General features: G+C 68.8%; 15 protein-coding genes. 3 read left to right on the forward strand and 12 right to left on the reverse strand.

Features of this window, described 5'->3' with window-relative positions; translation table 11 throughout:
• The first annotated feature begins 7 nt into the window (after positions 1-7).
• The 3 genes from AC1DVI_RS22405 to AC1DVI_RS22415 all read left to right on the forward strand — a co-directional run bounded on the left by AC1DVI_RS22405 (position 8) and on the right by AC1DVI_RS22415 (position 2,247).
• On the forward strand, positions 8-397 hold the full coding sequence (locus AC1DVI_RS22405) for a hypothetical protein (protein ID WP_476959847.1): 390 nt from the start codon (positions 8-10) through the stop codon (positions 395-397).
• 85 nt (positions 398-482) lie between these two features.
• Positions 483-1,487: a WD40 repeat domain-containing protein gene (locus AC1DVI_RS22410; RefSeq protein ID WP_476959848.1), complete on the forward strand. Its 1,005-nt coding sequence runs from the start codon at positions 483-485 to the stop codon at positions 1,485-1,487.
• 61 nt (positions 1,488-1,548) lie between these two features.
• Entirely contained in the window at positions 1,549-2,247 is a 699-nt protein-coding gene (locus AC1DVI_RS22415) for a class II aldolase/adducin family protein (RefSeq protein WP_476959849.1), read from the forward strand.
• Positions 2,248-2,266: 19 nt separating this feature from the next.
• On the opposite strand, the gene AC1DVI_RS22420 is transcribed toward AC1DVI_RS22415, so the two are convergent.
• From AC1DVI_RS22420 to AC1DVI_RS22475, 12 genes are all read right to left on the reverse strand, one after another.
• Complete coding sequence (locus tag AC1DVI_RS22420; RefSeq protein ID WP_476959850.1) at positions 2,267-4,339, reverse strand: sensor histidine kinase; 2,073 nt, start codon at positions 4,337-4,339, stop codon at positions 2,267-2,269.
• 191 nt (positions 4,340-4,530) lie between these two features.
• Positions 4,531-5,331, reverse strand: a complete 801-nt coding sequence (locus AC1DVI_RS22425; protein WP_476959851.1) for a DODA-type extradiol aromatic ring-opening family dioxygenase — start codon at positions 5,329-5,331, stop codon at positions 4,531-4,533.
• 97 nt (positions 5,332-5,428) lie between these two features.
• The gene (locus AC1DVI_RS22430; RefSeq protein ID WP_476959852.1) at positions 5,429-5,908 is read right to left on the reverse strand and encodes a F0F1 ATP synthase subunit B family protein; all 480 of its coding nucleotides are present in this window, start codon (positions 5,906-5,908) and stop codon (positions 5,429-5,431) included.
• Entirely contained in the window at positions 5,905-6,555 is a 651-nt protein-coding gene (locus tag AC1DVI_RS22435) for a F0F1 ATP synthase subunit B family protein (protein WP_149166669.1), read from the reverse strand. The genes AC1DVI_RS22430 and AC1DVI_RS22435 overlap by 4 nt, the downstream gene beginning before the upstream one ends.
• An 87-nt stretch (positions 6,556-6,642) precedes the next feature.
• The gene (locus AC1DVI_RS22440; RefSeq protein ID WP_014239727.1) at positions 6,643-6,867 is read right to left on the reverse strand and encodes an ATP synthase subunit C family protein; all 225 of its coding nucleotides are present in this window, start codon (positions 6,865-6,867) and stop codon (positions 6,643-6,645) included.
• Positions 6,868-6,940: 73 nt separating this feature from the next.
• Complete coding sequence (locus tag AC1DVI_RS22445) at positions 6,941-7,684, reverse strand: F0F1 ATP synthase subunit A (protein ID WP_145622494.1); 744 nt, start codon at positions 7,682-7,684, stop codon at positions 6,941-6,943.
• Between the two features lie 12 nt (positions 7,685-7,696).
• Positions 7,697-8,059: an AtpZ/AtpI family protein gene (locus tag AC1DVI_RS22450; protein WP_476959853.1), complete on the reverse strand. Its 363-nt coding sequence runs from the start codon at positions 8,057-8,059 to the stop codon at positions 7,697-7,699.
• A gap of 176 nt (positions 8,060-8,235) precedes the next feature.
• Complete coding sequence (locus AC1DVI_RS22455) at positions 8,236-8,838, reverse strand: SCO family protein (RefSeq protein ID WP_200484428.1); 603 nt, start codon at positions 8,836-8,838, stop codon at positions 8,236-8,238.
• 72 nt (positions 8,839-8,910) lie between these two features.
• A complete protein-coding gene (locus tag AC1DVI_RS22460) occupies positions 8,911-9,141 on the reverse strand; it encodes a hypothetical protein (RefSeq protein WP_476959854.1) in 231 nt (76 codons plus the stop codon).
• A gap of 27 nt (positions 9,142-9,168) precedes the next feature.
• Positions 9,169-9,582, reverse strand: coding sequence for a bacteriohemerythrin (locus tag AC1DVI_RS22465; protein WP_476959957.1), 414 nt, complete (start codon positions 9,580-9,582; stop codon positions 9,169-9,171).
• A 184-nt stretch (positions 9,583-9,766) separates the two neighbouring features.
• A complete protein-coding gene (locus AC1DVI_RS22470; protein ID WP_476959855.1) occupies positions 9,767-11,227 on the reverse strand; it encodes a cache domain-containing protein in 1,461 nt (486 codons plus the stop codon).
• Between the two features lie 290 nt (positions 11,228-11,517).
• Positions 11,518-12,255: a PhoH family protein gene (locus tag AC1DVI_RS22475; protein ID WP_476959856.1), complete on the reverse strand. Its 738-nt coding sequence runs from the start codon at positions 12,253-12,255 to the stop codon at positions 11,518-11,520.
• Between the last annotated feature and the right edge of the window lie 513 nt (positions 12,256-12,768).

Here is a 12,768-nt window from a genome sequence, read left to right on the forward strand (position 1 = left end):
CTCATCCATGCGCTCTTTCCTGATCGGCCTGCTGCTGGCCGGGGCGGTCGCCGCTCCGGCCGCCGCCCAGACCTCCGCCCAGACCTCTCTGGCGGCCAAGCCGGCGGACGAGGTGAAGCGGATCGTCGAGCAGACCTACAACGTGCAGGTCCTGCGCGTGACCGAGGCGGCGCTGGAGGACGGCACCGCCGTCTACAAGGTCGCCGCCATGATGCCGGGGACCGCCGGCAACGCCGCCTTCATGGTCAACACCCTGACCGTCGATCCGGTGACCGGCCTCGCTTTGCCGCCCTTCCGCCACCACGCGGCGGGCTACAGCCTCCCCCAGGGCGGCAGCTACGAGCCGAACCGGACCTCCAACAACCCCGCGGTCGCCCGCGGACACACTTGGCGCTGAGGACAGATCGGCGCCGACACCTGTTACCCCCTGACCGGCGGCTGTAAGGCCGCCGGTCTTTTCCTTTTCGGGAGGCGGTTCGGGCATGGGGAGAGGGCGTCATCCGGGGAACCCGCCGTGCCACACCCGCCGCCGGCTGCTCGCGCTGGCCGCGGCCACGCCCGTCCTCACCGGCCCCCTGCTGTCCCGCGCCGCCGACTTGATCGGCCACGGCGCCATGGTCAACGCCGTCGCCGTGTCGCCCGAGGGCACCCGCGTCCTGACCGGGAGTTGGGACTATTCGGCCATCCTCTGGGACCTCGCGTCCGGCTCCCAACTCTCCTCCTTTCACGAGCACGCCGCCGGGGTGACCGCCGTGGCCTTCCTGCCGGACGGCAAACACGCCCTGACCGGCAGCCGCGACGCCGCCATCATCCTTTGGGATCTGGGGAGCGGCCGCTCGCGGCGCCGTTTCGAAGGCCACAGCGCCACCGTGGCCGGTCTGACGGTGGCGCCGGACGGCCGGAGCTTTGCCTCCGCGGGCTGGGACTTCGCCATCCGTGTCTGGGACCTGGAAAGCGGCGCCGCGCTGCGGGTGCTGGAGGGGCATGGAGCCAACGTGAACGCCGTGGCTTACACCCCGGACGGCGGGCGGCTGGTGTCCGCCGGTTACGATTTCCAGATCCGCGTCTGGGACGCCGCCAGCGGCGCGGAGAGGGCCGTATTGGAGGGGCATGAGGGCAGCGTCAATGGCTTGGCCCTGTTCCCCGACGGGCGGCTGGCCGCCACGGCCTCCAGCGACGAGACGGTGCGGCTGTGGGACCTGGAGGCCGGGACGCTTCTGCGCACCCTCTATGGGCACAGCGGCTTCGTCACCTCCGTCGCCGTCTCGCCCGACGGCCGGACCTTGCTGTCCGGCGGGGGCGGGGACCGGCGCGTCCGGCAGTGGGACGCCGCCACCGGGCGGCAGCTCGCCTCCTTCCGCGGCCATGAGAAGCCGGTCCTGGCGGTCGCCTTCACCCCGGACGGACAGGGCGCCTTGTCCGCCGGCTACGACGCGGTGGTCCGCCATTGGGACCTGACGAGTAAGGCGGGCGCCGACCGTCCTTGACAGGGGGCGTCCGCCCATGGCCCGTTCCCCCACCGCCGTTCCACAAGCGAGACCGCACCCCATGACCAGCCTGTCCCACCCGGCGCAGCGCCGCGCCATCATCGACACCTGCCTCGCCATGAACGCTTTGGGCGTCAATCAAGGCGCCTCGGGCAACCTGTCGGTGCGGGTGGAGGGCGGCTTTCTGATCACGCCCAGCAGCCTGCCCTATGACGAGACCGTGCCCGAGGACATCGTGGAGATGGGCTTCGACGGGACCTATGTGGGTCGGCGGCGGCCCTCGTCGGAATGGCGCTTCCATCGCGACATCCTGAAGGCGCGGCCCGAGGTCGATGTGGTGCTGCACGCCCATTCGACCTTCGCGACGGCGCTGGCCGTCCATGGTCGGGGCATCCCCAGCTTCCATTACATGGTGGCGCTGGCCGGCGGCGATTCGATCCGCTGCGCGCCCTACGCCACTTTCGGCACGCAGGAACTGTCCGACCACGCTGTGGCGGCGCTGGAGGGGCGGCTGGCCTGCCTGCTGGCCAACCACGGCATGATCGTGCTGGGCAAGACGCTGAAAGCCACCCTCGCCCTGGCGGTCGAGGTGGAAACGCTGGCCCGCCAGTATCTCCACGCCCACCTGCTGGGCGAGCCGGTCATCTTGCCGCCGGAGGAGATCGCACGCGTCGCCGAGAAGATGCGCCGCATGAAGTACGGCCTGCCGCCCGACGAGGACGCCGCGCCGGAGGACACCGCCCGCCCGCGCGAGGCCTGACGGTCAACGACTTCGGGCGTCAGGAGGCCAGTTGGGCGACCGGCCGCAACGGGCCGACGGTGACCAGCGGACGCTTGGCCGCACCGGCGGTGCCGACCTGGAGCGGGCGCTCCTCCGCCGGGGGCTGGTAGTAGGCGGGCAGGGCCACCGTGACACGCGTGCCCTGGCCGGGCTCGCTGGCCACCTCGATATCGCCGCCGAGCATGGCGGCGTAATGGCCGACCAGGGTCAGGCCGAGCCCGGCACCGCGCCGCCTGGTGCCGCTGCCACCCTGGACGAAGGGCTGGAACAGCCGGGCGGTCTGGCTGGTGGCGAAGCCGCTGCCGCTGTCGGTCACGGTGAAGCGCAGCCAGGGCTCGCCGTCGCGCTCGGCCCGCTCGGCGGCCAGCAGGACGGCGCCGCCCTGGGTGAACTTGCAGGCGTTGTCCAGCAGGTTGAGAAGCGTCTGCCGGACCTTGCCGAAATCCGAATACATCTGGCCGAGCGCCGCGGTCTCGGCCTGGAGCGTCACCGCGTTGCCGTTGAGGTCGGCGGCGGGCAGGGTGCGCTCCCGCGTCTCGATCAGCAGCCGGTGCACGTCGAAATCCTGAAGCACGACGTCCATGTTGCCGGCCTCGATCCGGGCGTAGTCGAGGATCGCATCGACCAGGGTCAGCATCTGCTCGCCGGTCCACTGGATCTGCTCGATGTCGGTCGCCAGTTCGCCGGCGCCCAGCCGGTGCAACTCGCCCATCAGCGACTGGCTGGAGGCGACGATCTCGTTGAGCGGGGCGTGAAGCTCCTGCCCGATGTTGACCAGGAAATGGGTCTTGGCCTCGTTGGCGGCGTCGACGCGCTCCTTGTCGCGCAGAAGCTGGCCGTGCCGGTCGGCGGCCTCCCGGCGCTGGCGCTCCATCTCCGCGCTGTTGTCGCGCAGGATGCGGACGGCGCGGGCCATGGCGGCCACTTCGTCCACTCCCTCGTCGGGCGGCAGGGCGATGTCGGTCCGCCCGGCGGCGAGCGAGGTCACGGCGGCGGCCATGCCGGCGACCGGACGGGCGACCCGGCGGTTGACGAACCAGACCATCGCCAGCCCCGCCAGCGTCACTCCCAGCGCCGCCCACAAGGCGATGCGCACCGTGCGCCAGGACTGGTCGGCCAGACCGCTGCGCAGCGCCGCCGCGACAGCCTCGTTGCGCTGGCGGATCTCCGCCGCCTGGGTGGCGACGGCGGCGGCGTTGGGCGTCAACCGCTCGGCGCGCAGCCCGTCCTCGTCGGCGAGAGAGGCCTCGATGCCGTCCAGCACCTCGTCGATGCCGGCCAGCGCCGCCTCCACCTCGTCGATGGTCTGGCGGGTGCCGGGGACCCAGAGATAGCGGTTCATCTCCGCCAGCTTGGCGCGGGCGTTGCCCAGCTCGGCGCGCATGCGCAGCGAGTCGCGGTCGTCGCGCCGCGCCACGTAACGGCCGAGATGGTCCTGCATCATCAGGATGGCGACGGTCGCGTCGCCGGCCAGCGCCGCCGAATCGACGCCGCCCGCATCCTTCAGCCGGCCCAAACCGGCGCGGATCTGGGAAATCTGCGGCTCCAGCACCGACTCGGTCAGTCGGGCGCGCTCGCCGCGCAGGGCGACCAGCGCCTCGAAGCCGCTCCAATAGGCGTCCAGCGCCCTGCGCGCGCCTTCCACCGAGCGGCGGTCGGCATCGTCCTGCACCATTCCGGCCAGGGCGGTCAGCCGCTCCACCAAGCCGTCGCGGCGCAGCCCGGCGTCGAGCAGGCTTTGCTGGTCGCCCTCGGCCAGATGGTCGCGGATGGAGACCTCCAGGTCGCGCAGCCCGATGTCCAGGTCGGCGGCGGTCTGGGAGGCGTCGGCGTGACCGGAGAAGGTGCCGACCTCGCGGCTGACCCCGTAGAGCGAGGCCACGCCGATCAGCGCCAGCAGAAGGACCAGGGCCAGCACCACGCCGAAGCCCAGCCCAACGCGCGCGGCGAGCGTCAAATCGTCCAGGCGGCGCAGGAGACCGAGCCCCGGAAGGGAGCGCGCGAGGCGGGCCGGGGAACCGAGGGGGGAGGGGGCGTCGCCGGACCGGGGCAGGGTTCCGTTCCGCTTCACGCCACGTCCCGTACGCGCTGTCGTTGGTAAGCCACGAGATCCGGCCGAAGGTTGCGGGCGGGAAAAGCCCGACGTTGTCAGAAACCCTTCCGTGTGCACGGACGGGTGGCGCGGATTGTAGCTTGGCGAGACAACGGCGCAAACAGACAAGTGCGTCGGTTCAGCCCCCTTTAAACATCTCCGGTACCGCCTCAGGCCGCGCCGTGGAAGGCATAGGCTTGCATGCCGATGCTGCCATGCTCGAACCCGCTGTGAAGCCGCTCCGTCCGCACCGCGCTCCCGGCGGCGCCGAAGGCCACGGGCAGGGGCAGGAAATGCTCGTCGGTGGGGTGGGCCGCCTTGGCCTGCGGGCAGAGCGTCTTCCAGCCGGCCAGCGACGCCTCGTCGCCCGCCGTCAGCACCCCGTCGAGCCAGCCGGCGAAGTCTTCCGCCCAGCCGGCCACGTCGTGTTCGCCGAAGCGGAAATCGCCGAGATTGTGGACGGCGCCGCCGCTGCCGAGGACCAGCACGCCTTCGCTCCGCAGGGGGGCCAGGGCGCGGCCTAGCGCGATGTGGTCGGCGGCGGTGGCGCCGGGCTGGACGGACAGCTGGGCGACCGGGATGTCGGCCTCCGGATACATCAGCATCAGCGGGACCCAGGCGCCATGGTCGAGGCCCTGGCCGGGGTCGACCATGGCGCCGGTCAGCGCGCGCACGCGGTCGGCGAGCGCCGGGGCGCCGGGTGCCGTGTAGCGCATCGCGTAGAGGGCGCGGGGGAAACCGTAGAAGTCGTGGATGGTGTCCGGCTGGGCGGCTCCGCTGATCGCCGGGGCCTGGGTCGTCCAGTGGGCCGACACCGCGATCACCGCGCTCGGGCGGCCCAGCCGTTGGCCCAGCCCGGCCAGGAAATGGCGGCCCGGCGAATCCTCGATGATCAGGGTGGGGGCGCCGTGGGAGACGAAGACGCTGGGGAAGGGGGAGGGCAGGGGGGTGGCCGGCTGGGTCGTGGTCATGGGATGGGCTCCGGGTTTCCGGACCATTCCACCAAAGAAAAACCCCGGCGCCTAGGCCGGGGTTGTTCGAAAGACCGTTGCCGGTGGAGCAACGATCTTAGTGCAGGTGCTTCGGCAGTTCGGCGATCGACTGTTCGATCAGCTTGTCCGCCTGGGCCGGCTGAATGCCGGCTTCCAGGATGCGGCGGCTGGCGTCCATGGCGACGTCGACGGTCAGATTGCGGACCTCGGCCAGCGCCCCGGCTTCCGCCTGGGCGATGCGGTCCATGGCCTGGGCCTCGCGGCGCTTCAGCGACGCTTCGAGATCGGCGCCGGCCTGCGAGCGGAGACGGTCGGCCTCCTCGCGGGCGTGGGCGATGATGGCCTCGGCCTCCTTCAGCGCGTCGCGCTGACGGCGCTGGTAGTTGGCGAGCAGCGCCTGGGCGTCTTCACGCAAGCGCTGGGCCTCGTCCAGTTCCGCCCGGATCTTCTCGGCGCGGGCGTCGAGAAGGCCGGTGATCGCGCCGGACGCCTTCTTCCACACCAGGGCGGCGAAGATGATGAAGGCGATGGCGACCCACATTTCAGGCGTGTTCATGACCGGCGCTCCTCGATCACGGCGGCGACCGCCGCATCGGCCTGGGCCGCGTCGACATTCAGCCCGGCCAGACGGCCGGCGACGTCGCGGGCGATGTCGGCGGAGATGGAGCGGACGTTGGCGATCGCCTGCTCCTTGGCCGCGGCGATGTTCGCCTCGGCGCTGCGCAGACGCTCGGCGTTCTCGGCGCTCAACTGGGCCTGACGGGCGTGGTTGTTCGCGTCGATCTCGGCGGCCACCTGGGCGATCAGGGCCTGGGCTTCGGAACGGGCCCCGGCGAGGGACTGATCGACCTGGGCCATGGAGGCCTCGGCCTCTTCCTTGAGCGAAGCGGCCTTGCTCAGGTCGCGCGAAATGCGCTCCTGGCGCTCCTCCAGAACCTCGGCCACGCGCGGCAGCGCTTTCTTGGACAGAAGGTAGTAGAGGGTGATGAAGGTCAGCGCCAGCCAGAAGATCTGGGTGGGGAAGGTGGCGGGATTGAGCTGCGGCAGGCCGCCGGCGGCATGTTCGCCGCCATGGGCGGCTTCCGGCGCGTGCTCCGCCGTCGCCGCCAGGACGTTACCGGCAAGCACGGTCAGAGTGGCGAGCGAGGCGCCCGCAGCACCCGACCAGCGGACCAGCCGTCGCTTGGCCAACAGGTTCGGCATGGATCGGTCCCCCTAGGCAAGAATGCGGCGCCGAAACTTCGAGAGCCCGGCGCCGCGTCAGAGCGAAATATGACGTTCGCTCGGGCCTTAGGCGAACAGGATCAGGAAGGCGATCAGCAGGGCGAACAGCGCGACGGCTTCCGTCAGCGCGAAGCCCAGAATGCCGATCGGGAAGACCTTCGGCTGGACGGCCGGGTTGCGGGCGATCGAACCGATCAGGGTCGAGAAGATGTTGCCGATACCCAGGCCGACGCCGGCGAGGGCGATAACGGCCAGACCGGCACCGACGTACTTGGCGGCTTCAGCTTCCATGGTACTCATTCCTCTAGGTAAGGGTGAACTGTGGTGGAAAAGGTAAAAAGGTGATCCGGGTCGGCGCTGGGGCTCAGTGCAGTTCCAGAGCGTCGCGGATGTAGAGGCAGGTCAGGATCGAGAAGACGTAGGCTTGCAGGAACGCGACCAGGAACTCGAAGCCGGTCAGCGCGATGTTGATGGCCAGCGGGACGAGGCCGGCGAGGAAGCCGACGGCGCCCAGGCCGCTGATCATCATAACCGTGAAACCCGCGAACACCTTCAGCATGGTGTGACCGGCCATCATGTTGGCGAACAGTCGGATCGACAGGCTGACGGGGCGCATCAGGTAGGAGATCACCTCGATCGGGATGAGGATCGGGGCGAGCATCACCGGCGCGCCGTGCGGCATGAAGAAGCTGAAGAAATGCAGGCCGTGCTTCATCAGGGCCAGGACGGTCACGAACACGAACACCGTCGCCGCCAGCGTGAAGGTCACGATGATGTGGCTGGTGAAGGTGAAGGTGAACGGGATCATGCCGACGAGGTTGCCGAACAGCACGAACATGAAGATCGCGAAGACGAACGGGAAGTACGGGCGGGCGTCGTGCCCGGCGTTGTCCCGAACCATGTTCGCGACGAATTCGTAGAAGATCTCGGCCAGGGACTGCAGGCGGCCCGGAACCAGGGCGCGGCCAGACATGCCGAAGACGAGCAGCGCGTAAATCAGCGCGACCGCCACGACCATGAAGAAGGCCGAGTTCGTGAAGGACACGTCATACCCGGCGATCACGATCTGGAGGATCGGGTTGATCTGGAACTGGTGCAGCGGATCCAAGGTCGTCCTCGCTCAGTGTGCGTCGCCGTTGGGGCGCTCGTTGTCATCCTCACGGGCCCGGCGGTAGCCGGGGGCTAATCCGAGCCCGGTGATGGCCCGGTAGACATTCAGAATTCCGGCCGCCGCGCCGAGGAAGAACATGACGATCAATCCCCAGGGCGCCGTTCCGAGCCAGCGGTCGAGCAGAAGCCCGCCACCGACGCCAACGATCATGGCAGCGACCAGCTCGCTCCCGATTCGAAAGGCGATGCCGAGAGGACTCTGCGGCAGCCGGTGATATTTCCCCGGACCGCTCTGCGATTCCTTCCCTTCACGCGCCTTCTTCAGTCGGGCGTCAAGCTCTGCCAGAGACGGCGGGGGCTTTTCGTCGCTCATGTCGCTTCGTTGTCCCCGTTGTCTCGCAGCCACGCGAAAGCGGCGAGACCATACGGACAGGGCACAACCCTGTCAAGCCGCAAAACCCTTAATACAAGTGCTTGAAAACCCAACGAAACAGCGTCGAAACCTTGGTATTACCGGGTCAAAGGGTGCGGTTCCGCTCCTGTTTTCCGTCAGCCGGCAATACGGGTGCCCAGATCCTGGGCCACGCGGTCGGCGGTGGTGCCCGCCGGATACACCCCGAGGAAGCGCCCGTCGGGGCCCATCAGGTAAAGAAAACTGGAGTGATCCATCAAGTAATCCTCCGGTTTCCCGCCCTCCTGCGGCGCCTTGGCGTAATAGACCCGGTAGGCCTTGGCCGCCGCCTTGACCTGCTCCGGCGTGCCGGTCAGCCCGACCAGATTGGGGTGGAATAGCCCGACATAGTCCTTCAGATGCGCCACCGTGTCGCGCTCCGGGTCGACCGAGATGAACATCGGCTGCACCTTGTCCGCCTGCACGCCCAGCAGATCCATGGCGCGGGCCATCGTCCCCAGCTCCGTCGGGCAGACGTCGGGGCAATAGGTGTAGCCGAAATAGATCAGCAGGTACTTGCCGCGATAGTCGGCGTCGGTGACCGTCTTCCCGTCCTGGTCGGTCAGGGTGAAGGGTCCGCCGATGGGCACGCTGCTCTGCACCGTGCTGGAGGCGTTGTCGACCTGCCACCAGGCGATGCCGGCGGCGATCACGAGCCCCACGGCGGAGGCGGCGGCGATGCGGATGAGTCGGGCTTTCATGACCGACTGGAATGGGGCGGCGCACGGTCCAGGTCAAGAGGACAATCTGCCCAAGGAGCGGGCGCCGCGCGTTCACCAGAGGCGCCGCGCGGCCCAGCGCAGGGCCAGCGCCCCTGGGACCGTCGCCAGCGCGATCAGGAAAAGCGTAGTGCCGGTCAAGGTGCCGGTCGTGGTGTAGATCGCAGCGGCGGCGAGTCCTCCCGGAATGCCGAAGAGCAGCCAGGTCAGGCGGGGCTTGCAGGTTATGAAGCCGACGAGAGCCCAGGCTATCAGCCGTACCAGCACATGGATCACCCAGTCCATCTGAGACCCTGCTCCGTTTCCGGCTGCTCACGCTGCCTTGCGCGTCGGTTCGCCCGGCCGGGCCAGATGATGTCCGATGCGCTTGTCGAAGCGTTGGATGTGGCCGGTCAGCCAGTCGCGGAACAGCGCCAGCAGATCGTCGCCGACCCGCGCCTCCCCGGCCGCGAAGCGCTGCTTCAGCTCGGCCACGCGCTTGCGCAGGGCGTCGTGCTGCGCCTTGTGCTGCACGAAATCGGGATAGCCCGAGCGCTGCATCACCCGCTCCTCCTCCTCGAAATGCAGGACCGTGTAGGCGACGAGCTGGTCGATGGCCGACCCGATGGCCTGCGGCACTTCGCCGCCCCGGATGCGCCGGGCCGCCCGGTTGATCAGCGCGACCAGGATCATGTGGTCGTTGTCGATGTCCTCCTGCCCGACGGCCAGCGTGTCGTTCCAGGGCATGAAGACCTCCTCCCCGGCCGGGGCGAAGAGAGTGGCCAACTCCGCGCTGTTGATCGCCTCCACATTGATCAGGAAGGCGTCCACCAGATTGCGCAGGGACCCGGCCTGCTGCGCAAGGCTCTCCGCGGCATCGAGCAGGCTGTTGGCGGCCTTTTCCGTCTCCAGGGCGGAGGCCGAGACCTCGTCAATGCTCGTGGAGACCTGCCGCGTGCCCTGCGCCGCCTCCCCCGCGCTGCGGGCGATCTCGCCGGTCGCCGCACCCTGCTGTTGGACCGAGGCGGCGATGGACGTGCCGATCTCGTCGCTGCGGGCGATGATCCCGGCGATCTCGCGGATGGCGGTGACGGCGCCCTGCGACGCCTGCTGGACCTCGGTGATCTGGGCGGCGATCTCCTCCGTCGCCTTGGCGGTCTGGCCGGCGAGGTTCTTCACCGCTGGCAATGCTGGTGATGAGGTCGGCGACCTCGTTGATCTTCTGCGCGGCGTGGCCCAGCCCGTCGATGCGCTCACTGGCTTGGCGGGAGGCGTTCACCGCCTCCATCGAAATGTGCGAGGAGGTGGCGACCTGGGTGCCGATCTCCGCGATGGCGCTGCTCAGCTCCTCGGCGGCGGCGGCGACGGTCTGCACGTTCACCGAGGCCTGCTGCGACGCCCCGGCGACCGAGGCCGCTTCGCGCATGTTGCGGTCGGCGGTGTCGGACAGCGAGCGCGCCGTGTTCTCCAGCGCCTGCACCGCCTGCCCGACCGCGCCGACCATGGCGCTGACCGTGGCGTCGAACCGCTCCGTCAGCCGTTCAAGGGCGCGGGCGCGCTGCCCGGTCACGCGGTGCTCCACCTGCTGGCGTTCCCAATGGCGCTGCAGGTCGATCTGGTTGTTGCGGAAGATGTCCAGGGTGCGGGCCATGACGCCGATCTCGTCGCCGCGCTGCGTGCCGGACACGGTCACCGCCGTGTCGCCGCCGGCGAGCGCCTGCATCACGCCGGTCATCGCGTGCAGCGGGTGGACGATGGCGCGGCTGACCAACAGGGCGATTGCCGTCGCCACGAGGGCGATCAGCAGGCCCAGCCCGCCGAGGAACAGGGCGGCCTCGCGGAAGGCGGCGTCGACGTCGTCGATATAGATGCCGGAGCCGATCAGCCATTCCCAGGGTTCGAACCCGCGCACGTAGGAGATCTTCGGAACCGGCTCGGCCTGACCCGGCTTCGGCCACAGGTAGTCGACGAAGCCGCCATCGGCCGCGAGGCCGACGCGGGTCATCTCGACGAACAGCAGTTTTCCGTTCGGGTCGGCGGTGCGCGACTGGTCCTGCCCATCCATCTCCGGGCGGATGGGGTGCATGATCATGCGCTGCGCGCGGTCGATGACGAAGAAATACTCCGATCCGGCATAGCGCAGCCGGCGCAGCGCGTCCTTGGCGGCCGCCTGGGCGGCGTCGCGGGTCAGGGTGCCCTTGCGCTCCATCGCCTCGTAATGGGCGACGAGGCTGTGCGCGACCTCCACCACGCTGCGGGTCTTGTCCTGGCGGTCCTTCATCATCTCGGCGCGCAGGCCGAACAGGCTGACGGCGGCGACCAGGGCGAGGCCAACCGCCGCGACGCCCAGGATGACGGAGATCTTTCCCTTGATGCTGATGCGCTCGAACACCTGACGTTCCTCCGGAATCGTTCCTTGTTCCGGCGCACCGGCGCCGGTCCCGGACGGAGCGATGACCGCCCGGAAATTCTGCTAAATTTTTTGTTACTTTTGCTCCGATGGCCTGATCGTCGTCAAGGCGGATCAACCCACGGTGAGAAAACGTCGCGGGTCTCTTTCCAAAAGTTCGGAAGGAGAGGCGTGCTGCGCCGCAAAAAAGAAAAGGGAGGCCCGCAGGCCTCCCACAGTTGTGATCGGTGCGCCGATGATGAAGCGTCGGCGCCGTTCGTTTGCCGACGACTTCAAAGCACGGTCAGCATGCTGGCGACCAAGGGGTGGCGGACGATGTCGGTGTCGCTCAGCCGGACGACGGCGATGCCCTCCACCGCCTCCAGCCGGCGCGCGATGTCGGCCAGACCCGACAGGTTGTCCAAGAGGTCCGTCTGGTCGGGATCGCCGGTCAGGACCATGGTGGAGTGCCAGCCCAGCCGGGTCAGCAGCATCTTGATCTGGGCGTAGGTGCAGTTCTGCGCCTCGTCGATCACCACGAAGGCGTTGTTCAGGGTGCGCCCGCGCATGAAGCCGACGGGCGCGATCTCGATGGTGCCGTCGGCCATCAGGGCGCGCAGGCGCTTGGCGCCCAGCCGCTCGCTCAGCGCGTCGTAGAGCGGGCGCAGGAAAGGGGCCATCTTCTCGTGCATGTCGCCCGGCAGATAGCCGATGCTTTCACCCGCCTCGATGGCCGGGCGGGACAGCACGATGCGGTCGACCTTGCCCTCCTCCAGCGCCTCCACCGCGGAGGAGATCGCCAGATAGGTTTTGCCGGTGCCGGCGGGGCCGAGCGCCACAACGAGGTTATGGTCCTTGATCGCCTCCATCAGCCTCTTCTGGTTGGGGCTCTGGGGCTTGACCTTGCGGAGATAGCTCTGGTCGCGGCGGTCGGCGCCGCCCACGGGGTCCCAGCCGGCGGCGGGGAACAGCGGGTGGACCGTCGACTCGGACGCTGAAACGGCACTGCCTTTGGTCTGGCGTCTGGCCATATCGCTCTCCTAACGTCACGTTGGTGGGCGGCGGCTCCGGGCACAAAAAAACCTCCCGCAAGGGGGAGGTCGTCGATGCTGCTGTGCGACAGGATGGCCGGAGTCTGGCTTGCCGGTGCGAGGCGTGCGTCCCGTCGGCTGCGCCCGTCATGGGGTGCCGGCGACAATCGGACGCTCGGGAACGAAGCAGGATGCAAGCGGAACCTCTTCGTCAGGACGTGGACCTCACATTAGGAAGATAGGTCTTGCAGCGGCGAACGTCAGTCGAAATTGCGAGCGTCGCGAAAGATTCACACAAGATGTTGTGGGTGAGTCGCAGGTGGAAGCGCAGCGGCGACGGGCTACCGCCAGAGGCGGAGGGAACCCGCGGCCGCCGCGACGAGGGGATGTGTTGAGGTTGTGGGAACCATCTTTGCGGGCGTTGTCGCGAGGGAAAGATGCCGCAGCGCGAAAAGGGCATATCCCTGCAAAACCCTTTGCCCGGCGAATCCAGTTCCATTACCATACTTTGTG

Source organism: Azospirillum sp. P4_B5 (assembly GCF_056402275.1).